Consider the following 21,816-nt stretch of genomic DNA (forward strand, 5'->3'; position numbering starts at 1 on the left):
CACTTCATCGTGCCGTTGTATTGTGAGAGGGGATTGTTTACTGCACACTAGGTCATCCGTTGTTGTATAGATGGTTGAATAATAAATGTATAAAAAAAATATAACGGTCGCCTTCTTTGTCTTGATGATGAGCTGTTTTTTCCCCGTCGCTTTCGCGGATGCCGGTGGCTACAAAATTAATGCTGGAGATGTCCTCGAAATATTTGTCTGGAATGAGGAAGCCCTTAGCCGGGAGGTGAGAGTACGTCCTGATGGCTATATCAGCGTTCCCCTGGCAGGTGAGATACATGCGGGCGGTAAAACTCCCAGCGAGGTTACCGAGACAATTCGTGTTGCGTTGTCGACATACCTGAACGACGGTCCTGTTGTCACTGTTTCGCTTCGAGCCCTGGAAGGAAACATTGTTTATGTAATGGGAAAGGTAAACCGTCCGGGAGCATTCCCTGTTATTGCTCCCGTAGACGTGGCGCAGGCGCTGGCATGGGCGGGTGGCCTGAATTCATTTGCGGATGAAGATGATATCCAGGTGTTGCGCCGGAATGTGGATGGTACGCAAACCGCGATGCCTTTTGATTACGGCGCGATCGAGAACGGCGAGCATCTGGACACCAATATCATCTTGCAGAGCGGCGACCTGATTGTGGTTCCCTGAATATCATGGACGCGGTTCGACAGTCAGCGGTACTTGCGGTTATTGCGATATTTTTGTCGGCGCGCGCAATTTCGGCCGAGACGTCCATCAGTGGTAGCGCGGGGTTCGAGTACGAATACAACGACAATATCCGCATCACGCCGGAAAACCGCATTTCTCTTTCCGGCTGGCTGGCTAATGCTGGCGTGTCCGGCCGCTGGGCAACGCCGCGTTTCAGCGCGGAATCTACTTTGAGGCTGTATTCGGAGCATTACGACAGCGCTGACAGCAAAGATCTTTCGCCAAACTTTGCGGAACCAGATGCAGATGACTTTGACAGTGACAACCAGGATTTTTCCGCCAGTATCGCCTACGACTGGGAACGGCAAAGGCTCTCACTGTATGGCCAGTACCGACGTGACAGCACACTGAACACGCAGTTCCTGGATACGGGCCTGGGAGGTCTGGCGCAGATACAGGGCGCGACCCGTGAAGAGCGAATCGTCTTGCGGCCGGAATGGTCGTGGCAACTTACGGAACGGCAGCGCCTGCAGTCGACACTGCAATGGCAGGAAGTGGATTACGAGAGCGAGCTATTCCAGGACTACGACTACAGCCTGATGAATGTTGCCTGGAGCTACCTGTTGAACGAGCGCTTGTATCTGCAGATGGTGCCGAATTATGCGCTCTACAGGAATAGGGCGCTAAACAGCGTGGAGTCGACGACCTATGGGCTGCAGGCCGGCGTTATCTGGGCATTCTCGGAAAAACTGCGTTTCAACGTTCTTGTGGGTGCGACAGAAGTCAGTACAAAAATCGATGGTGGTTACTACACCTTTGATATTGAGAACTTCCGGATTGTATTCGTTGAGTTTGAGGATCAGGACAGTAACGGGTTTACCGGAAATATGTCCGTGGATTTCCAGGAAGAGCAGTACAGCCTGAATTTCACGATGTTTTCACGTTATTCACCCAGCGCCGATGGCGGCCTGCGTGAAGATTCCCAGGCCAGTTTTGTCTGGAACTGGGAGCCAGTGGAACGCCTGCGCCTGGATGTCGATACGCGCTACGGTTTGTCGAAACGCGCAAGTTCAGCGATCGCTCAGGAGCGCGAATACGGGGAAGTGGGCGTACGTATTGGATACCAGTTTGCCGAAAACTGGTGGGTTAGCGGGCGTTACCGATATCGCACACAACAATATAAAGCTGCAAGTGCGGGGGCGGGAGACAGCAATCTTGTATCGGCCGGTGTCTCTTACCGATTGCCAAGGGAAATATTGTAGCCCGTGCCATCGACCGTAATCGCTCGCGGCTTTGACTGTGGCTGATAGCGACACCACAAACAGAACAGGTGCTTAGATGACAATTGCTGAACAGCCCGTTGCATTTGCGAGTGAACCGATGCAGACCATGGGCATACAGGACTATATCGCGGGGTTCAGGCGGCGGCGTAAATCGATACTTCTGACTTTCGGCTGCCTGTTTGTGGTAGTGCTCCTGACAGCCTTGCTGTGGCCCGCGAGCTACAAGACTTCAGCCACTATTTTGATCGAAGAGCAGGAAATTCCCGAAGACATGGTGCGTTCGACCGTCACCAGTTTTGCCACCCAGCAGATCGAGGTGATACGTGCCAGGGTTTTGACCCTGGAGAACATCATGCAACTCGTTCGAAAAAATCAGTTGTACGATGATAAAGAACTGGCAAGTATGCCGCGCACGGAGGTCCTCGAGGAGTTTATTGACTCTGTGAGCCTTGACCTGCTCAACTCCCAGGTAGTCGATCCCCGCAGTGGTCGTCCAATGGAGGCAACCATCGCATTTACACTTTCGTTTGAAGCGGATGATCCCGCGAAGTCCCTGAAAATCACCAACGAATTGACCAGCCTGTTCCTCAACGAAAATCTCAGGAACCGTACGGAGAAAACGTCTTCTACCGCGGAGTTCCTGCGAGGTGAAGTAGAAAAGTCCTCAGATGAAATGCGAAACCTGGAGGCTGAACTCGCACAATTCAAAACCGCCAACCAGGCTGCCTTGCCCGAAGTCTACCGGCTGAATATGCAAAACATGGTGCGCTACCAGACCCAGCTTGTGGGGTTGGAGTCGCGGAACCAGGAATTGATCAAACGGGAGGGCGACCTTGTTGCCCGCCTCGCGACAACCAACAAATATTCTCCCGTTGTTTTGCCCACTGGAGAAGCGGTACTGGGCGATGTTGATCGCCTGAAAGCGCTTCAGTCTGAATACAGCCGAGTGGCCGCTCGCTATTCGCTAACCCACCCCGACGTTGTGCGTCTGCAACGCGAGATAGATTCGCTGCTCGCTTCTACAGGTGGTGCCGGTAACAGAGACGAATTGCTGAGACTGTTGGAGAGCAGACAGAGCGAATTGAATGCTCTTGAAGCGAAATATGCGGACACCTATCCCGATGTGGTGGCGCAGAGGAAGATTGTCGAGCAACTCCAGCGGCAGATCGAAAGTATGGATGACGTCGGCGCCGCACCACCGCCAGATAATCCCGCTTACCTGATGCTGGATAACCAGTTGCAGACTGTGCGTATTGAAAAGGGGAGTCTGGATGAGCAGATTTCACAGCTGGAAGAGCAAATTGATTCGCTATCCGTTGCGGCAGTTAACGCTCCGGTGATTGAGCGCCAGTACACCAATATGGTTCGAAATCTCGAGCTAATCAGTGCCAAAAACCTTGAACTCAGGGCAAAGCTGAAGGAAGCGGAACTTGCCGGTGAGTTGGAAGCCGGACGCAAGGGACAGCGCTTTACCATGGTGGAACCGCCCATCATGCCAGAGGAACCCTCCAGCCCGAATCGGCCAGCGATTCTGGTTCTTGGCATTGTATTCGCGGCGGGTGCGGGCATTGGAGTCGGCCTGTTGCTGGAAGCAATGGACGGCAGTATCCGCAGTCCGCAGCAGTTATCGCAGCTTATGGGAGTGGCGCCGCTGGTCACAATCCCCTACATAAATTCCCCCGAAGAGACTGCCGCCGCGGACCCCCAGCGCAAGCGTTACTGGCTGTTGGGGGGCGGAGTCGCTGGAACGCTAGTTGTTCTACTGGCGCTACATTTTTTTGTCAGGCCACTGGATGTGATGTGGTACGAAATTCTGGGCAAGCTTTGAGCGGGTGAGAGAAAAGTCTGATGGAATATGTAAAGGACGCGATAGACAAGGCGCGCAAGGAGCGGCGGGCAGAGGCAAAAAGTGCGCGCGCCGGTTATCGGGCCGGGATTAACCCGTCAGGTACTAAGGATGATTCGCCGGAATTGCGTCGTGGCGAAACCTGTACTCGGGTGGAAGCGCCTGACAAAGACACTCTGCTCAAAAGCCGTATTGTTGCCGCGTTTGAACATGATGAAAGGGCTGAGCCCTATCGCCAGTTGCGCACTCAGATACTGAAAAAATTCCGCGAGCAGGGCTGGCGTACACTGGCGATTACCAGTGCCCATGCTGATGCCGGTAAGTCACTGACTGCGTTGAATACTGCGATTGCCCTATCCAGGGATGTGAACCAGACCGTGCTGCTGGTAGACCTTGATTTCAAGGGGCCGGATCTACTGGGCATGTTGGGGCTGTCTACCGGAGCCGGGCTGGTCGAGTACCTGCAGGACGCAGTCGAACTGCAGGATATCCTGGTCAATCCGGGTATGGAGCGACTGACAATCCTGCCCGCAAACCCTGTCTCAGGGGCGACTTCGGAAATACTGTCTTCACCGCAAATGAAGCGGGCGCTTGACGAAATCGTATACCGCTATGACGACAGGATTATCGTATTCGACCTTCCACCCCTGTTGCGGGACGACGACGCCCTGGTGTTTGTGCCTTACGTCGATACGACACTATTGGTAGTGGAAAGCGGTGTGACAACGCCCGAGGAAATGGAGCGTTGCATACAACTGCTGGAAGGCGTTGACATCCTGGGGACGATTTTAAACAAATCATACTGACAAAACGGCAGTGCACTATGTACCTCGAGCATTATGGTCTTACAACCAGGCCCTTTGATCTGAATCCCGATCCGGCCTTTCTGTATCTCTCGTCACAACACGAGATTGCCTATTCGATGCTCGAGTACGGACTCCTGTCCCAGCGCGGAATTACTGTTATTACAGGTGAGGTTGGTTCAGGCAAGACGACACTGCTGCGCCACCTGCTTAACAACCATGACGCGGACGAGATACAGGTCGGATTGCTCGCGGATACCGACGAGGAAACCGCAGAGCAGTTGTACCAGTGGATTTCCATGTCCTTCAACCTCGACCACACCACGGACAAAATAACGCTGAAGAAAAATTTTCAGAATTTCCTCGTGCAAAATTATAGCAAGGGCAAGACCTGTGTTCTGATCGTGGACGAGGCCCAGAACCTGAGCTTGAAGGCTCTCGAAAAGCTTCGACTTCTGAATAATATAAACACCGGTGAGGATGAACTGCTGAAAATCATCCTGATGGGGCAGCCGGAGTTGGTCGAGAAACTTCGGAATCCTCATTTAAAGCAATTTGCGCAGCGCATTACTGTCGAATACCACCTCTATCCGCTGGCCGTGGAAGAGACGCCAAAGTATATCTCCCACCGGTTGAACCGGGCGGGATCAGGACGCGAGGTTTTTGACAAAAGCGCAATTTATTCCGTGTATTTCTTTTCCGGAGGCATTCCTCGCCTCATCAATATGCTCTGTGATTACGCACTGCTTTACGGTTATGCCAAAGGTGTTCGGACGCTCGATACCAAAGTAATACTGGAAGTCGTACGAGGCCGGCGGATTGGTGGTGTGGCGTTCATAGACGAGATTAGCGAGGACATGGAAATCGCCCGTGAATTTGTACTGGGCGAATCCGGACTGGACCTGCTTGATTCCCTGAAACGCGTAGAGAGTATCTCATGAACGACGATCGTGTTCGGCTGCTGGACAGCGATATATCAATCCTTGAAGCTGAAGGCCTGAAGGACCGGGTGCTGCGTGCTGTAAATAACCGCTACGGCGGATATGTTTGCTTTGCGAACGTACATACCGTGGTGGATTCGCGAACAAACGCGGATCTGCGCTGTGCGATTAACGGGTCGCTGGCGGCGGCTCCGGATGGGCGTCCACTGTCTGTAGTGGCCAAATGGCGCGGAGTCGCCGGTATCACCCAGGTAGCGGGTCCGGATTTCTTTACGTACCTTATGGAGGAGGCTCCCCACCTTTCCCATTTCTTTTTGGGTGGCACGGAACAAACGCTGGCTAAATTACTGGAGAAACTCAATGAGCGCTATCCGGATCTGCGACTTGCGGGGCACTATTCACCGCCGTTTGCACCGATGGAAGGTGCGGTGAATGCAGAAATTATTGAACGCATTGACCGGGTCAGGCCTGATATTGTCTGGGTGGGACTGGGAGCACCCAAACAGGAAATATGGATGTCTCGCAATTGGCACCAGCTACAACCGAGTATCCTGATGGGGGTAGGGGCTGCATTTGATTTTCATGCCGGGACGGTTCGAAGGGCCTCTCCTGTAATGAGGCGACTCGGTCTCGAATGGCTTCATCGCCTGGCTAGTGAGCCGCGGCGATTGTGGAAACGGTATCTAGTCACAAACTGTGTGTTCATGTGGGAAATGATGAAATCTCTATTGGTAGTCAGGGTGTAAAAGAAATTCAGTATTGTAGCGATATCGTGCGAGATAGAATGCACTTCTGGACTGGATTGGCTCCTCGATGTTTTGTAGCCAGGCCATATGCCTGCTTTGATTGAAACACATAAGAAATTTGAAGAAATACGTCACGTCCGAAACTATTAATATGAGTAAAGGAAGAGCCTACGAAGGAGCGAATTTTGATCTACAGGTTTTCGGTTACATACATTTTTATCCACGACTGACACACAACCCTATATTCTCTGGAACAGGCGATTTGCATAATATTCTTACTTAAGCTGGTTGATCAATTTTGGTTAAAAAAGGCTAGACGGGACAAAGGCAGATTGAGAAAAACGAGAAAGCGACGGGGCGACAGTTAACAATGAATTGGGCGTGTACAGTTTGAGATATATTTATTTTGGCTTTAAAAAGTCGGACCCAGATATTTACGCGTCGGCTACACCGTGATTCGTTTGCTGTCATTTATCTGGGTTGTGTCCCTGGCATTTTACCAGTTTGGAATTATTGGCTCGCTGTCAGTCGACAATATTCTTGGTCCGATACTATTTGTACTAGCACTATTCTTTTACGCAACTGGTTTAACGTCGCTCGGTCCGAAGCAAAAATCCCGATTACTAAGCGCGTTGGCTTGTGTATTCGTATATATGATATTTCACTCGATAAATCTTCTCGGGACCCAGAATGCCGTCTGGAATTCGATCTATTCTCTGGCCAAAGATATGCTCTATTTCATTTTGCCAGTTCTGTTTATAACCACAAAAAAGGACCTGCAAAGGACACTGGATGGTCTAATTATCGTAGCAGCAATAGGAGCGATAAGCGCCTTGTTCTCGGCATTGGGTATTCTTGACTTCAGTTTTGCAAGATCAGCAGAATCGCGCCTTGCGCTAGAATACCTTCCCAAATCTGTCGGTGTGATTACCTCTTACGGCGATATGGGACTGCTATTGTCTCTGGTGTTACTTTTAGCCGTAGCAAGTAGAAAAGGGACAATCTTATTTGGAAGGGGGGGGATTCTCAAGTTTGTCATACTATTGTCCGTTGTTCTGGTCGGATTAGCTGCATTGCAGTCGCGAAATATTGTCTTAACGATCCTGATTTCCTCTTGCGTATACTGGTTTGTGACGATATTGAGCAATCGCAGTAAGCGATGGAAGGGGGTTTTCTACGTTGCTACGCTCGGCGGAGGACTAATTACTGTCCTGGTTGTTTCCGCTTTTGGTTCGGAAATTCTTGGCTGGATAAAATCACTAGGTGGTACAAATGAAGCCGCCGCAACTGTTGATGATAGATTGGCGCAATACGATTTTGCTCTAAAAGTAGTCGCTAATCACTGGCTATTTGGCCCTCCTGCCCAGACGATTGAGAGTTATCAGTTGCAAATTTCTTTTATCCACAATATGTGGGTGAAAGAAATGGCACAAGGAGGAATTTTTGCGGTCGCTTCTTTCTTGATCATCTATATTCGTGCGTTGCGCTTACAGGTGAATGATTTCTATTTCTATGGAGAGCAATACACAAAGGTATTGATTTCAGTACTTATCGCAATGCTTGTTGCGACACAGTTCTATCCAGCTGGCACCGCGATATTCTGGGTATTACTCGGAGTTGCCAGTGCTGATCCTAGAATGAGTGTAGCTAACGTTCGAACTCGAGCCAGAATATCAAAAATTAAATGACTAAAAAATACAAAGCTATATGTGTTGTAGTTTTTAGCGCTTTGACGATTACGTGGATGCTAGATTCGAAGAGTCAGGCAATCGAAACGAAACTTCCTCAATATCAAAATATCATCGGATGCCTTTCTGCGGTCCAATCAGGCAGTCGTTCTACCAGCATCCGGAAGTTGGCCTGGGAGAATCTGGTTTATTTTAATTCTGAAATCATAGGGTTTAATCCGTCGTTTCGCGGAGGCAATTCCAGCAAACCGGGAAGTTTTACCAGGCTCTCCTACCGTGCCTATCTCGATTCATTTCCAGTTGGCGCATTGAGATTTCCCCCCGGGACTTACGCCAACTATTACGATTGGGACTCAATGACTTTAGATGCACACCTGGTTGATGAAAGCCCATTACTGTCTATGCATAAATCAATTGACCAACAAAAGATTGATAATAGTGGGTTTCTGATCCGAAGTGACTATCGCGAGTTTTTAAGCTTGGTAAAAGATGAGGGGATCCAACCATTTATTATTTTGAACCCGTATCTGAGAAGCATCGAATATAACCAGCAGGTAATTGAAACGATAAAGCATATTTATCCTGGTCGGATCTACTGGGAGATGGGAAATGAGATTTCGCAGAAGCAGTATCAGGAAATTTCACCAGATGGTAATTGGGGGTGGGTGAGTTATCTTTATAAAGCTCAAAGGCTATCGAAGTATATCAGGTCCAAATATTCGGATGATCGGATTGGATTTGTAGCTGCAGAGCCGTTGGTGCCACGAGGACACATAAATGTTCCGGAGAACATCACAAACTATGAATTGGGCTGGAATAGCTACCTGAATCACAGTGAAGTAGATTTTGATGCGGCAATTTTTCATCCTTATATTAATATTTATGATAAGGCGACGACACTGGAAGTAGGTAACCTTAGAAATAATTCCAACTGCCATTCACTGATCGATGCAGATCTGGAAAGGATGGCTAAATTTAAATGGGTTTTCTCTTCAGCACAACATGTCCCGCGTCAATACGCCGCCTACGTACAAAAATATTTTCCAAACAAGGACGTTTGGATTTCAGAAGTAGGTTTAATCGGTGGTAAGAAGGGATCTGTTCTGGGGTTTGGTGCGGAAGATCCAGCTCGAACAATATTCAACATTATGTACTTTGCTTATTGGGTCAGAGATGTTCCCGGTCTACGAACATATCAGGTTCATCTGCTGGCCAACGGCAGGGGTTTAATGTCGATCATGTATCCGGATAGTTCCCTAAATTCAAACTCAATTTCGTTTCTATTGTTGAATAAACTTTTTTATGGAGCGGACAAATTTGGAGTTGTAGAGCTTGAAAGCAATACTGCATTTTATGGGAGTGGAGTCTATTCCAGCGATCAAATTAAACCGGTAGTTGCAGTGCTGTCAAATGGCGCAAGCCGAAAGGCGATCGTATTAAACCTGAGTTTTGAGGAAGTAAATATAACTTTACCGTTCAAGGAGGCGAAAGTCCTGCAATTTGACGCTGAGACAATGAACCTTACAGAGGGCAATTACTTTAAGTTAGAGCAAGTACTACAATCTGGAGATATCACTAACGGGAGACTTCAGGTGCCTTCTCTTGGCCTTACGTATGTAGAAGAATATATTGAGGCGTACCAATGAAGGTAGCATTTGTCAGTACGTCCATCGCGCCATATACGATTCCCTCCAGAGTGATGATAAACAGTGATAAGCGTCTTGAGTGTATTCACTTGTTTGCCCGTAAAATTGAGCCTGGTCGTCAATGGTATATCGGGGATGTACCTGAAAACTTTTATGTAGTAAAGGGAGTAACACTGAGATTCTTCAGACGTTTTATTTACGTTCCTATCCAGTTGCCAGTAACGCTCAAAAAATATCGGCCCAAGGTTATCGTTAGTGAGCAGCTTGGATCATTGCTATTTTTTACTCTTTTGTACGCCTTATCTGCAGATATTCCTGTCTACCTCAGATGGGAAGGAACTCCTACCACTGAACGGCGATTTAACGGAAGGTTTCGTTTGGCGGTTCGAAAGTGGCTTGGACGAAATGTTAAGGGCTTTTTGTGCTATTCCAATGAGTCTATTCGATACCTTGAATCAATCGGCATGGACCAGCCGAAAAGAATGATTTCATATCCTGTAACGAGTAATATTTTCTACCCGCCGGAAAATATGAATCAACGTTCGTCAGAGGTATTTTTGTACGTCGGACAGCTGATTCCGCGAAAAGGTATAACGCAGTTAATTAAGGCTTTTCTACTGTTAGTTGAAAATTATCCTAAAGCCACATTATGGATAGTTGGTGACGGCGAATTGCGAGGATCGATTGAAGAACAGATTCCTGAGCAATATTCCAGGAATTTTGTACTACACGGATTTCGTAGCGAGTTAGAAGTAGCTGAACTAATGCGTAGTGCTGGGAACTTCGTGTGTCCGACACTCGAGGACCATGGTCCGGTAGTTCAGATAGAAGCAGCTATGACCGGGCTTCCTATACTGGGTAGCATTTACTCAGGAAATGCAAATCTTGTAATCAATGATGGCGAAAATGGCCTAATTATCGACCCTAACGACGAACAGCAGTTTTTTGATGGGCTGAAGTTACTTTGCGACACGAAGTGCCTCATAAAGCGAGATAGGATGTATCAGCTAAGTATCGAGAAGGCAGGAAAGCATGGTGTTCCTTCTGAGGTCGAATCTACAGTAAATGCTTTGCTGGAAATGGAAATTGCTGGATCGTGATTCAATCGACAACTGTTGGTCTAAGGTGGGACTTTCCAAACTTCCTTGTCGTTGGCGCAAGTAAGAGTGGCACTTCCTCACTTTACCATTATTTGAAGCAACATCCTGAGATAGGTCTTTCATCGGTAAAGGAGACCCAGTTTTTTAATTGTGATGAGATATTCGGTCTTGGAGTAGATAGATTTGTAGACCTCTATTTCGACTGCAGTTCATCCTGCAAAGCGATTGGAGATATCACTCCGTCCTACCTCGTGAGAGGAGAGAAGGTGCTCCCCAGAATTTTATCGGTCTATGGGGACAAACCGCCTAAGATCGTCGTAATCATGCGTGAGCCGGTGTCCAGGGCATGGTCACACTATCTGCATAAGGTCAGGTCAGGCGAAGAGAACTTGAGTTTTGAGGATGCAATCGCTAGGGAGGAAGAGCGAATTGAAGCCGATCCAGGAGGGTGGTGGGGATATCGCAATGAAGGAAACTATGAGCATTTTATTCAGAAATGGCTACAGGTAATACCACGTAAAAATTTCCTTTTTATTACAACAGAAGAGTTGGCCGATGATCCTGAAAATGTACTTTCAAGGCTTTATCGGCATGTTGGCGTCGACCCTTTCTTTCGTGCCCCTGATATGTCAAGGAAAAATGTAGGGGGGCAGATTCGTTCAAGATGGCTCTTGGGAATGATTGCTAGGCAAGGCGTGACGAAGAGGATAATTAAATCAATATTTCCCTACAGAATGCGTCAGAAAATGAAGTCCAGATTGATTGCATATAATACCAAAACGACTACTCCAGAAATCGAAATGACTACCGAGGTTCGTAAACAGCTCGCCGAGTTTTATATCGAGAGTAATAGTCGTTTGGCACAAACGATAGGAAGGGAGTTGGATGAGTGGCGGCAGCCGGACGAATCGGAGGTTCGTTAAACAGTATGCCCCATCGGAGAATGTGAGTGATTCAGTGAGATTATTCTGGATGTGTTGATTGCTCCTCATACTTCGTATGGGAAATTGCTATTTCAAGCTATATATACGTTCTGGACAACTTAACAAAGACAATTTTTTACGGATAAGGTTAGTATGAAGTACATTTAGCATTGAACCGTATCCTATCCTTATCGTGTCTGACATAACGTAGTTGGGTTTGCTGTTAATTGATTTCAGTTCGTTTGACAAGGTCATTATGTCATAACCTATTGCGAGCAGACGCTCTTCTCCTATCCAATCTAGATAACGCTTTGACCAACGTTTGCGTATTGGATTAGCGAGTGTTGTTTTCCACTTGTCGAGCGGATCAGAACTCAAGCTTGTGTATTTTTTTGTGCCAGTAGGGTCTCCTGCACCTCCTTCGAGTCTAACAGAAGCAAAATCGTTTATTAGTTTCACGTCGTAGTCCAGTTCCAGAAAAGCGAAAAGGTCTTCGTAAACTTTCTCGGGTTCAAGAATAAGATTTTCATAGTTTAGGGAAAAACTGGTGCTTTTTGCTCTCATATAGGAAGCATAAAGTTGTTCGAATCCGGTGTAAAAATCAACCTTATAATCATAGAGGCGCCACTTTCCATTTCCGAATGTATCCAGTGAAGAGGCGATTACAGACAATGGATTACGCCATAAAAATATACATTTCGCGTCAGGGAAAGTATCGACAATCTCATTGGAAATAAGGTGGTATCGAGGAGTTTTGTCCAGAAAGTAGGTGTCGCCCGGTTTTGAGCATTTTGAGTAGAGCTGACGTGCCATACTACCTATCGCATCGGTAAAATCCCGATCTTTTTTCGGTAGGCATTGTATAAAATCCTGCAATGCGGAATGCATGCTGAAATGGTTGTATTCCGAAAAAATTCCATCATCCCGTAACGAGTAAAAAAATGGTAGTAACATCCATGGTTCAGATGTAGTACTGACCTTCGGGTGCGCTCCAATAATCCTTTGTAGAAGCGTGGATCCACTTCTCGGAAGAGAAAAGATAAAAACTGGCTTAATATGCGAACTCATGTCAGTTTGAATTCCAGCAGTGATTTAAGGGTGTCTCCTGAACTTGTGATGTGAGTCCTCACGCCCAATGTTTTATATGCATAGATTGAAGCAAGTGTATTCTGGACCGCTATACCAAGCGATGCAGCAAAAGCGGCGCCTATTGCTCCGTACTGTGGCGTAAGCCATAGAGCAATCGGAATGCTTCCGGCTCCGGTCAGAACTGTAAGTATCATATTTTTCTTCTGATGGCCTGTCATTATAAGAACTACGCCGCAAGGTCCAGCTATGACGTTTATCAGATTCCCGATTGCGAGTATAAGGAGTACAGGAGCCCCGGCTCTATAGGAAGCCCCATACACAAATTCGAGTACCTGCGCCCCAAAGACAGCAATAAGTAAAACGACAGCGGCTGCGGGAATGAATGATACCGTCGCTACAGTTTGTAGAAGATTACTCAATCGAACTTTGTCGGATGAGGCGTTTAATTTGACTACCAGGTGAGGTATTGCGCTATTGATCACGATTAGTGGAAAAGAAACCAATATAACAAGTTGCATTGCAGTGCCAAAAAGAGCGACCTGAGTGGTATCAGATAATGCGCCCACTATCCAGGTGTTGGAGTGTGTAATCGCTATTTGAGCGGTTTCAGTTATCCAAATCGGAGTTGAAATTGCCAATATTGAGGTATACGTTGGAGTCTCGGATTTATCACCTCCGTGCCTGTCTTTTAATAGCAGAAGAATGCTGATCAAGCAGCTTATTAGGAGTCCTGATGTAGTGTACGTAACACAATCTTTCAGATCGATGGGAGAGATTTTAAATGCTATCGCTACAGCAAGGATGGATAGGCCAACACTATTACCTACAAGTCCGCCAAAGATTGAAGCCAGTTTTATATTGCCCAATCCTCTAAAAGACTCGGCGAGCAATTGACGTATCGATAGAAGAAACATCCAGACAACAATGAGCCACGTTATCTGGTATGTTTGCAACGAACTGAAAAGAGTGGAAAATATGTCTCTGGAAGTTGGCGTCATGAAAATTATGGCAGTTAATATTGCTCCCCCGATGGTCAGACAAATTGAGCTCGATAATATTCCAGAAATAGAGCCAGCTGATTGCTTTGTTTTCGCGAGAGCTATCAGTCTCGTGCAAGTCTTTGGTAGCCCAAGACCAGCCAATGTCGACAGTACGAGGGCTATTGCGTAAGCGAGGAAATATGATCCCACTTCATCGGTGGGCAGTGTTCGAGTGATAAGTGAGTAAAACAACAGGCCGACAACTACTCCGCCAACTCTCGCCAGCAAGACCCAACCGCTATCCTTTACCAATTGCCTGGCTAAACTCATAGTGCTGTTCGGATTTTTATTGGTTGTTTACCGATATAGTTTCAGGAAGCTGTTTTTGATAATTTCATAGCAATATATCAGGTAGGCTTTAGTGGGGGCCTGCCCGTGCAGAATGCTAGCGGCCATCGATTCCTTGTAACTGTTTAGAAACTGAGTGGTACTTATTCCGCCGATCCTCATTTTCACAATCACTTCAGGTATGAAGCCTATTTCAACTTTATCCCATACCCTTAACAAGAACTCCTGGTCTGCTGCAATTTTAAAACCTTCGCTAAATCGTCCGTGATTTTCATAGACACTCTTCCTCACGAAAGTGGCGGGATGTGCGACACGCATTTTGCGTAATAACTCAGGCTTTTTGATGTCTTTACCAACTTTTATGGTCTTTTCGCGATCGCTTGAAAATTGTTCGACCAGTCCGTGTCCAATGTCAAGGTTGTTGGCTGTCATGAATGCCACCATCGTCTGGATTGAGTTTGGGGAGGCATAAAAGTCGTCTGCATTGAGTATGTGAATAATATCACCCGTGGCATAGCGTACACCCCGGTTAAATGCGTCATATATTCCGGTATCTTTCTCTGATCTGTAGGAAACCGAATACTCTCGCACTATGTCCAGGGTGGAATCGTTAGAGCACCCGTCGATAACCAGGTGCTCGACATTGCCGTAACTTTGGGATCTGACTGATTCCAGGCATTCGGCTATGGTTTCTTCGCCGTTGAGGACGGGTGTAATTACTGTAACTTTAAGGTCATGTTTGTGCATTAACTGTCAATTATTGTCAGAAGGTAGTTGGCCAATAAGGTCTTTGTCAGTTTACTCCCTGCGACGTTACCTGGTTATAAATGTTAGCGAGTGACTGGTAGTTTTCTGCAGAAGTATAACTGGCTTCATAACGCCTACGAGCATTAGCGCCCAATTGTCGAACCCTGGCCATGTTATTAACACCATACTTTAGCGTAGAAGCGATATCCCGGGAGTCACCAGGTGAGAACAATAGTCCGGTAACATCCTGCTCAATCAGCTCGGCCAGCGCTCCGAGTTTGCTCGCAAAAACCGGCGTCCCACAAGCGTAGGCTTCTACAAGTGTTCTGGGCATGTTTTCGTACCAGATGCTGGGCATGAGCAGGAATGGTGCGTTGAGCAAAGTCTTCTGGAGGGATGTGGTTCCAAGTAAACCCAGGTAATTCGCTTGGGGGTGCGCAATCACCACATCTTTCAGTGGCCCATCACCAGCAAAGTCCACAATCATGCCTGGAGATTGGTCGAGTGCAGCCAATAGCTGGGTTACTCCTTTTTCGTCGCTAAGTCTCCCTACGAAAAGTGGGTTTCCTGTGCGTCTGTGCCCAGGATATACGTCAAGATCGACAAAATTGGGCTTAACAAAAATTTTATTTGGTGGTAGACCTCCTTCTATCAGCTTTTGCTTACAGAATTCGTTGAGGGCGATATACGCGGAGATTGTCTTAGAGTAGGTTCCCTTCCAACGGTGCATCGATAGCGCGGATCCTGCCACCAGGCTGGCACTTGTGGAACCGCGATAGCACTTCCTGAGTACACCGCGGATGGGTGATTTTCCAAGGCAGTCTTCGCAGACTTTTCCTTCTCTCAGAAACATTGCTTGTATACACATAAGCCGGAAATTATGGATTGTCTGTACGACTGGTATGCCTCGCGTCGCTGCGGTCCAATACAGGGATCCGGAGATCAACGGGAAAGTATTGTGGGCGTGTATGATGTCTGGTTTGTAATTGTCAATGAGTTGCTCGATCTCGTTGACTGTTTTCCGGGACCAGAATGTTTCGATAGCCAGTTTCGGCTTGCCGGTACTGATAATTTCGTCGTTGTGACGTGAGTATAATTGGACATCATGTCCGTGCTTTTCGAGTAATTGGGCCTCTGAGCGCACGACTGAATCTTCTCCGCCCGCGAATTGATAAAAATTGTGCGCAATGAGAATTCTCTGTGGGGTGTGGGGTAATGTCATGGATAATCGTTGTCGTTATTGGTGGCGCGGGAGAGAACAAGCGAATCTACAAGCCATTTTCCGCTACCGGGATTATTGTATATACATTATGCGTAGATTATGGGGCGATACCAGTGCCTGTCTACAGCTGAATGCTTTTGTTCAAGGCGTTCTTTCGATAAACTCGCTGCAATATCGCGCTGTCCAGGAATAAGCAATAATTGTAAAAAAATCTGACAGTGATTTTTTTCATTGGTGAATACATATGAGTCGAAAAATTGCGTTAATTACAGGTATTACCGGCCAGGACGGGTCCTATCTCGCGGAGTTACTGCTTGATAAGGGGTATGAAGTCCACGGTATCAAGCGTCGCGCCTCGTCTTTCAACACAGAAAGAATTGATCATATCTACCGCGACAGGCATGAAAATCCCGATCTGAAATTTTTCCTGCACTACGGTGATCTCTCCGATACCTCCAATCTGGTTCGTCTAGTCCAGCAAATACAGCCCGATGAAATCTATAACCTCGGGGCTATGAGCCATGTGGCTGTATCCTTCGAGTCGCCGGAATATGCGGCGGACGTAGACGCTATCGGTACTCTCCGCATCCTCGAAGCGATTCGACTGCTTGGGATGGAAAAGAAGGTGCGTTTTTACCAGGCATCAACGTCCGAACTCTACGGACTGGTACAGGAAATACCCCAGAAAGAGACGACACCCTTTTATCCGCGGTCTCCCTATGCCGCAGCCAAGTTGTACGCTTACTGGATCACTGTCAACTACCGTGAAGCGTATGGCATGTACGCCTGCAATGGCATCCTTTTTAATCATGAATCTCCGCGACGCGGGGAGACCTTTGTGACCCGCAAGGTTACCCGCGGCATAGCCAATATTGCGCTAGGTATGCAGGATTGTCTTTACATGGGCAACATGGATGCCCTGCGAGACTGGGGGCATGCAAAGGATTACGTGGAGATGCAGTGGCTGATGTTGCAACAGAACGAGGCCGAGGACTTTGTGATAGCGACCGGCGTACAGTACTCAGTGCGAGAATTCATCAATGCGAGCTGTGCTGAACTCGGTTTAACACTGGAGTGGTCAGGCCGCGGTGTCGATGAAACTGCCACTGTTACTTCGGTTGCGGAAAAGGGACTGAATCTCGATCCAAACCTCACAGGAAAAATCATTGTTCGTGTCGATCAGAGATATTTTCGACCCACAGAAGTCGAGACCTTGTTGGGTGACCCGACCAAAGCCAAGGAAAAGCTCGGTTGGTCTCCCCAAATTACCTTCGGGGAACTGGTGAAAGAGATGGTCGAGGCTGATCTGGAAAAGGCGCGCCGCTTCAAGTTGTTAAAGGACAACGGCTACGACGTCTCGCTGGTAGAGGAGTAGGTCCGTGGCGGGCAAAGTATTTGTCGCAGGTCACCGCGGAATGGTCGGGTCCGCGATTGTGCGTCAGCTGGAGACTCAAGGTCACCGGAGCCTCCTCACCGCCACACGTAATGAACTGAATCTTGTTGATCAGGTTGCGGTGAGGGAGTTCTTCAGGCAGGAGAGACCCGAACAGGTCTACCTTGCTGCTGCCAAGGTGGGCGGAATTCTCGCCAATAACAACTTCCCGGCTGATTTCATTTACCAGAACCTGATGATCGAGGCGAATATTATTCATGCAGCCTGGGAATCCGGTGTGAAGACGCTGCTTTTTCTCGGCAGTTCCTGCATTTATCCCAAGCTGGCCTCACAGCCAATGTCCGAATCCGCGTTGTTAACCGGTGAGTTGGAGCCTACCAACGAACCCTACGCGCTGGCCAAGATAGCGGGTATCAAACTTTGCGAATCCTATAACCGGCAGCACGGTACGGATTACCGTTCGGTTATGCCAACAAATCTCTACGGCCCTGGCGACAATTTTCATCTCGAAAACAGCCATGTTATCCCTGCGTTGATACGCAAATTCCATGAGGCCAAAGAAGCAGGAGACAGCGCGGTCACTGTGTGGGGTACTGGCAAGGCAATGCGGGAATTTCTTCATGTAGACGACATGGCGGCTGCCTGTGTGCACGTGATGGGATTGACGCGTGACGAGTACTGGTCCGAGGTCGAACCCATGCTGTCCCACATCAACGTGGGCACAGGTGAGGACGTGACCATTGCCGAACTCGCCACCACGATCGGCAAAGTCGTTGGCTACCAGGGAAACATCGTGTACGACAGCAGTAAACCGGACGGTACACCGCGTAAGTTACTTGACGTTTCCCGCCTCAAATCCCTGGGCTGGCGGCCAAACTACAATCTGGAATCCGGTCTGGAAGATTCCTATCAATGGTTCCTCGATAACAGCGAAATCCTGCGTGTTTAAGCCTGGGTTGTAAAATTTTCTGACAGCAAAAAAAGCTCTTCCAGCGCTCCAAACCACACCCGGTTCACTGGTCGCCAGGCCATCTACCTGCGTATAATTTTCAATCACTTCGAAGTGCCATGCGGCGCTGACAGTTGAAAATATAATAAAGATAGCGCTTCCGTTTAGGCGTGTTTTATCGAGGTAGCATATGTCTGAAGCCATTGCATTGGACGAGCGTTCAGCGTCGAGGCTTTCGCCATTTTTCTGGTTTACGTTGATTTTCGCCGGAGCCCTGGTCGCTTTCCTGTTCCGCTTCGGACTTCTCGATATGGAGGCAAACTGGTCCACAGCGGAAGAATACTCCCACGGATACATGATCCCGGTGGTCGCACTATTTCTTTTCTACCAAAGGCTACCGCAGTTACAGGGCATTGACTGGAACGCGAACTGGCTTGGTCCGCTGCTCATGGTCGGTGCCATATCAGCCTGGATTCTCGGCGAAATGAGTGCGATTTTTATGATCGTGCATTACGCATTCCTGCTTTCCCTTGTCGCGCTGGGTATAAGTATCTTTGGATGGCGTGGTTTCAGGTGTACCTGGGCAGCTTTTGCGTATCTGGTTTTCATGATTCCGCTGCCGAATTTCCTCTACAAGGGGCTGTCCGGACAACTCCAATTGATTTCAACTGAAATCGGGGTGGCGGTAATCCGCCTGTTTGATATCAGTGTTTTTGTATCCGGTAACGTAATTGATCTGGGAGTCTACCAACTGCAGGTTGTGGAAGCCTGCAGCGGTCTGCGCTACCTCTTTCCACTGATGAGTTTCGGCTTTCTGATCGCCTATGTATATAACGGGCCGCTGTGGCACAAATGGACGATATTCCTCAGCACTGTTCTGATAACCATTTTGATGAACAGCTTCCGCATAGGTGTCATTGGCGTAACCGTGGAATATTGGGGCATCGAAATGGCTGAAGGTTTTTTACATGACTTTGAAGGCTGGTTCGTTTTCATGGCTTGCCTGGGTGTGCTCTTCCTCCTGATTCTCCTTCTGAATGCTATCAGCGGCCGCAAGGCATCACCGCTGGACCTCATGGACTTGTCCTATCCCACGATGGCCGACATCCAGGCTGTTAATCCAGGCTTGCGCAAGTCGATGTCAAGTTTACTGGCGAGCACTCTCATACTGCTGCTGGCCGTACCAGCCAGCATCGCGATATCCGATCGCGAGGAGCTGATTCCACAGCGAACACAATTTATCAATTTCCCCCTCCTCAAAGGGGAGTGGGTTGGACAGGAAACCGCACTGGAGCCTGACATTCTTGAAGCACTGGATTATCCGGACTACATCCAGGCCAATTACTTTCGCCCAGGCGACCCGATCCCCGTCAACCTGTACATCGCCTACTACCAATCGCAACGTACCGGTTCATCGATTCACTCCCCACGCTCCTGCATTCCCGGTGGTGGCTGGAAGATCTCTGACCTGACACAGGAGAATATCGGCGCTGAACTTGGCATTTCCGGCCTGGAGGTAAATCGGCTACTCATTTCCCAGGGAGATGTACAGAATCTTGTTTACTACTGGTTTGAACAGCGTGGCAGGACGCTGACGAACGAATATCTCGCCAAGTGGTATCTCTTTCAGGACGGCTTGACCATGCAACGCTCAGATGGCGCCCTGGTGCGCCTCGTGGTTCCTGTTCCCTCCGGAGGCAAGGTCGAAGACGCGGACGTGCAAATGCGCGAATTCCTGCGCGAATTCTATCCAATCCTGCCGGATTACCTGCCAGGGAAGGCAATTGAGGTCAGGGAAGTCAGTCGGAGTCTGCAAAACCGGGTGAACTGATCGTGGAATACCTATATAGCTGGACCGTCGCCCTTTTCCTGACAATTGCGCTAATACCGCTTTTGATCAGGCTGTCGGTACAACTCGGTTTGGTTGACGATCCATCCGCTGAACGCAAGGTGCATTCTGTCCTCATGCCGCGAACAGGCGGGCTCGGGATTATCATCGGCGCGGCTCTGCCATTGCTTTTTCTGCTGCCTATGGAGGGCTATCTTCTTTATCTCTTTGTTGGCTGCGCCATTATTGTCATATTTGGCCTGTTCGATGACCGGTTAGAACTGAGCTACAAGTGGAAACTGTTCGGCCAGTCTCTGGCGGCAATCGTGGTAATGAGCGGGGGCATTGTCGCTTATAAATTGCCTTTTCTTGGCCTGGAAAATGCGCCGCTTTGGTTGAGCTACCCGATAACTTTTTTCTTCCTTGTCGGCGTCGTCAACGGTGTGAATTTCTCCGACGGCCTGGATGGACTGGCCGCCGGCACATCCGTCATGGCTCTTCTGCTGATTTTTCTGCTGGCGCTGCATGCCGAAAATACAAACGTCGCGTTAATTTCGCTGACTGTCGTTGGTGGGGTGTTGGGCTTTCTTCGCTACAACACGTTTCCGGCAAATATATTCATGGGAGATGCCGGCAGCCAGTTTCTGGGCTTTGTCATCGCCTGTCTGGCGATCCTTGTAACACAGAAGGGTATCGCACCCTATAGCGCGTTTCTTCCGATATTGATTCTGGGTATCCCTATTATGGATATTCTCCAGGTCGTACCTGTGCGCATAAAGAAAAATCTGCCCCTGCCCGGACCGGACAAGGAACATTTTCACCACCAGATTGCCAAGCTGGGTTTTCGGCATACGGACGTGGTGGCACTGGTCTACGTGTTGCAGGCAATTCTTCTCTCAGGGGCATTTTTGCTGCGCTACCATTCCGACCTGGCGGTGGCCACGTTTTACGTGACCTATGTGGTGCTGATACTCGGTTTACTGTTGCTGGCGAACTTCACTGGCTGGCACTTCCGCGGCAAGGACCGCGAGGCCCAGTTTGAAAGCCGGCGCGCCTGGGTCAAGCGGCGACTCGCCTGGTATGCTGCGAATTGTCCGCGCCTCATTGCACTGTTGGTATCGGCGTTTTTCGTTCTGTCCGGCTGGTACCTCTCCCCCGGGGGAAATAGTTTCTCGCTGGCCCTGGTCATGTGTGTTAGCTGCGCAACCTGCTGGCTGCTCGCCAAATCGACAGTTTCTCGCCAGATATTTCGTGTGGTGCTGTATCTCGCCAGTGTGGCTATCGCCTATTTTCTGCTTTTCCCCGCTAATCTCGGCCTGGTAGAGACCTCATCTCTACTGGCATTTGCCGTGTTGATGGTCGCCTTCCTTACCCTGGGCATCTATCTCACCGGACAGCAGGATTTTCGCTTGACGACCCAGGACCTGTTGATCCTGCTGGTAGTGCTGTTACTTCCCCTGCTGCCGATTGAGGTGGTCGACCGTTACGCCCTGGGTCGGGTGGTCCTGCTCGTGGCCTTGTTGATGTACGCCAGCGAGTTTGTTTTGTTGCGCACCACCCGGATGGTGGCCATATGTGTTGGTTGCGCGCTCGCTTCCGTAGCGGTGGTTTTGGGTTTGCCGTAGCGGTATT

18 protein-coding genes are annotated in these 21,816 nt (G+C 48.7%); 14 read left to right on the top strand and 4 right to left on the bottom strand.

From position 1 onward, the window contains the following. The first annotated feature begins 85 nt into the window (after nucleotides 1-85). From ACNKU3_RS00445 to ACNKU3_RS00490, 10 genes are all read left to right on the top strand, one after another. Nucleotides 86-652: a polysaccharide biosynthesis/export family protein gene (locus ACNKU3_RS00445; RefSeq protein WP_418257428.1), complete on the top strand. Its 567-nt coding sequence runs from the start codon at nucleotides 86-88 to the stop codon at nucleotides 650-652. Nucleotides 653-657: 5 nt separating this feature from the next. Continuing rightward, the gene (locus ACNKU3_RS00450; protein ID WP_418257429.1) at nucleotides 658-1,914 is read left to right on the top strand and encodes a hypothetical protein; all 1,257 of its coding nucleotides are present in this window, start codon (nucleotides 658-660) and stop codon (nucleotides 1,912-1,914) included. A 76-nt stretch (nucleotides 1,915-1,990) separates the two neighbouring features. Beyond that, a complete protein-coding gene (locus ACNKU3_RS00455) occupies nucleotides 1,991-3,763 on the top strand; it encodes a GumC family protein (RefSeq protein ID WP_418257430.1) in 1,773 nt (590 codons plus the stop codon). Nucleotides 3,764-3,783: 20 nt separating this feature from the next. Beyond that, nucleotides 3,784-4,587, top strand: coding sequence for a CpsD/CapB family tyrosine-protein kinase (locus ACNKU3_RS00460; RefSeq protein WP_418257431.1), 804 nt, complete (start codon nucleotides 3,784-3,786; stop codon nucleotides 4,585-4,587). Between the two features lie 17 nt (nucleotides 4,588-4,604). Then, the gene (locus ACNKU3_RS00465; protein ID WP_418257432.1) at nucleotides 4,605-5,525 is read left to right on the top strand and encodes an ExeA family protein; all 921 of its coding nucleotides are present in this window, start codon (nucleotides 4,605-4,607) and stop codon (nucleotides 5,523-5,525) included. Further along, nucleotides 5,522-6,271, top strand: a complete 750-nt coding sequence (locus tag ACNKU3_RS00470) for a WecB/TagA/CpsF family glycosyltransferase (RefSeq protein ID WP_418257433.1) — start codon at nucleotides 5,522-5,524, stop codon at nucleotides 6,269-6,271. The genes ACNKU3_RS00465 and ACNKU3_RS00470 overlap by 4 nt, the downstream gene beginning before the upstream one ends. A 452-nt stretch (nucleotides 6,272-6,723) precedes the next feature. Then, entirely contained in the window at nucleotides 6,724-7,959 is a 1,236-nt protein-coding gene (locus ACNKU3_RS00475; RefSeq protein WP_418257434.1) for an O-antigen ligase family protein, read from the top strand. Then, complete coding sequence (locus ACNKU3_RS00480; RefSeq protein ID WP_418257435.1) at nucleotides 7,956-9,605, top strand: hypothetical protein; 1,650 nt, start codon at nucleotides 7,956-7,958, stop codon at nucleotides 9,603-9,605. Before ACNKU3_RS00475 ends, ACNKU3_RS00480 begins: the two co-directional genes overlap by 4 nt. Next, a complete protein-coding gene (locus ACNKU3_RS00485; protein ID WP_418257436.1) occupies nucleotides 9,602-10,705 on the top strand; it encodes a glycosyltransferase family 4 protein in 1,104 nt (367 codons plus the stop codon). Before ACNKU3_RS00480 ends, ACNKU3_RS00485 begins: the two co-directional genes overlap by 4 nt. After that, entirely contained in the window at nucleotides 10,702-11,628 is a 927-nt protein-coding gene (locus tag ACNKU3_RS00490; protein ID WP_418257437.1) for a sulfotransferase family protein, read from the top strand. Before ACNKU3_RS00485 ends, ACNKU3_RS00490 begins: the two co-directional genes overlap by 4 nt. 87 nt (nucleotides 11,629-11,715) lie before the next feature. Here the strand turns inward: ACNKU3_RS00490 and ACNKU3_RS00495 are convergent, their stop codons facing one another. The 4 genes from ACNKU3_RS00495 to ACNKU3_RS00510 are packed head-to-tail and all read right to left on the bottom strand — an operon-like array spanning nucleotide 11,716 to nucleotide 16,014. Then, entirely contained in the window at nucleotides 11,716-12,696 is a 981-nt protein-coding gene (locus ACNKU3_RS00495) for a sulfotransferase family protein (RefSeq protein WP_418257438.1), read from the bottom strand. Further along, on the bottom strand, nucleotides 12,693-14,027 hold the full coding sequence (locus ACNKU3_RS00500; RefSeq protein ID WP_418257439.1) for a lipopolysaccharide biosynthesis protein: 1,335 nt from the start codon (nucleotides 14,025-14,027) through the stop codon (nucleotides 12,693-12,695). The genes ACNKU3_RS00495 and ACNKU3_RS00500 overlap by 4 nt, the downstream gene beginning before the upstream one ends. A 27-nt stretch (nucleotides 14,028-14,054) precedes the next feature. Then, entirely contained in the window at nucleotides 14,055-14,792 is a 738-nt protein-coding gene (locus ACNKU3_RS00505) for a glycosyltransferase family 2 protein (RefSeq protein ID WP_418257440.1), read from the bottom strand. Nucleotides 14,793-14,838: 46 nt separating this feature from the next. Beyond that, a complete protein-coding gene (locus tag ACNKU3_RS00510) occupies nucleotides 14,839-16,014 on the bottom strand; it encodes a glycosyltransferase family 4 protein (protein WP_418257441.1) in 1,176 nt (391 codons plus the stop codon). A gap of 244 nt (nucleotides 16,015-16,258) precedes the next feature. Here ACNKU3_RS00510 and gmd point away from each other — a divergent pair, with 244 nt between their 5' ends. From gmd to ACNKU3_RS00530, 4 genes are all read left to right on the top strand, one after another. Then, complete coding sequence (gmd, locus tag ACNKU3_RS00515) at nucleotides 16,259-17,389, top strand: GDP-mannose 4,6-dehydratase (RefSeq protein WP_418257442.1); 1,131 nt, start codon at nucleotides 16,259-16,261, stop codon at nucleotides 17,387-17,389. A 4-nt stretch (nucleotides 17,390-17,393) separates the two neighbouring features. Then, nucleotides 17,394-18,356 carry a GDP-L-fucose synthase gene (fcl, locus tag ACNKU3_RS00520; RefSeq protein WP_418257443.1) on the top strand — a complete coding sequence of 321 codons (963 nt, stop codon included), beginning with the start codon at nucleotides 17,394-17,396 and terminating at the stop codon, nucleotides 18,354-18,356. A 190-nt stretch (nucleotides 18,357-18,546) separates the two neighbouring features. Next, nucleotides 18,547-20,187, top strand: a complete 1,641-nt coding sequence (gene xrtD, locus ACNKU3_RS00525; protein WP_418257444.1) for a VPLPA-CTERM-specific exosortase XrtD — start codon at nucleotides 18,547-18,549, stop codon at nucleotides 20,185-20,187. A 2-nt stretch (nucleotides 20,188-20,189) separates the two neighbouring features. Then, nucleotides 20,190-21,809 (top strand): glycosyltransferase family 4 protein, encoded by a 1,620-nt coding sequence (locus tag ACNKU3_RS00530; protein ID WP_418257445.1) that lies wholly within the window; start codon nucleotides 20,190-20,192, stop codon nucleotides 21,807-21,809. Nucleotides 21,810-21,816: the final 7 nt, after the last annotated feature.

Origin of the sequence: Haliea sp. E17 (genome assembly GCF_048323675.1) — a bacterium.
Lineage (GTDB): Bacteria > Pseudomonadota > Gammaproteobacteria > Pseudomonadales > Halieaceae > Mangrovimicrobium.

Excerpts from the sequence above, each read along its gene's own strand:
- ACNKU3_RS00465 (WP_418257432.1), top strand. The coding sequence starts at position 4,605 with ATGTACCTCGAGCATTATGGTCTTACAACCAGGCCCTTTGATCTGAAT.
- ACNKU3_RS00445 (WP_418257428.1), top strand. The coding sequence starts at position 86 with ATGTATAAAAAAAATATAACGGTCGCCTTCTTTGTCTTGATGATGAGC.
- ACNKU3_RS00450 (WP_418257429.1), top strand. The coding sequence starts at position 658 with ATGGACGCGGTTCGACAGTCAGCGGTACTTGCGGTTATTGCGATATTT.
- ACNKU3_RS00495 (WP_418257438.1), bottom strand. The coding sequence starts at position 12,696 with ATGAGTTCGCATATTAAGCCAGTTTTTATCTTTTCTCTTCCGAGAAGT.
- gmd (WP_418257442.1), top strand. The coding sequence starts at position 16,259 with ATGAGTCGAAAAATTGCGTTAATTACAGGTATTACCGGCCAGGACGGG.
- ACNKU3_RS00480 (WP_418257435.1), top strand. The coding sequence starts at position 7,956 with ATGACTAAAAAATACAAAGCTATATGTGTTGTAGTTTTTAGCGCTTTG.
- ACNKU3_RS00500 (WP_418257439.1), bottom strand. The coding sequence starts at position 14,027 with ATGAGTTTAGCCAGGCAATTGGTAAAGGATAGCGGTTGGGTCTTGCTG.
- ACNKU3_RS00470 (WP_418257433.1), top strand. The coding sequence starts at position 5,522 with ATGAACGACGATCGTGTTCGGCTGCTGGACAGCGATATATCAATCCTT.
- ACNKU3_RS00455 (WP_418257430.1), top strand. The coding sequence starts at position 1,991 with ATGACAATTGCTGAACAGCCCGTTGCATTTGCGAGTGAACCGATGCAG.
- ACNKU3_RS00485 (WP_418257436.1), top strand. The coding sequence starts at position 9,602 with ATGAAGGTAGCATTTGTCAGTACGTCCATCGCGCCATATACGATTCCC.
- xrtD (WP_418257444.1), top strand. The coding sequence starts at position 18,547 with ATGTCTGAAGCCATTGCATTGGACGAGCGTTCAGCGTCGAGGCTTTCG.
- ACNKU3_RS00460 (WP_418257431.1), top strand. The coding sequence starts at position 3,784 with ATGGAATATGTAAAGGACGCGATAGACAAGGCGCGCAAGGAGCGGCGG.
- ACNKU3_RS00505 (WP_418257440.1), bottom strand. The coding sequence starts at position 14,792 with ATGCACAAACATGACCTTAAAGTTACAGTAATTACACCCGTCCTCAAC.
- ACNKU3_RS00510 (WP_418257441.1), bottom strand. The coding sequence starts at position 16,014 with ATGACATTACCCCACACCCCACAGAGAATTCTCATTGCGCACAATTTT.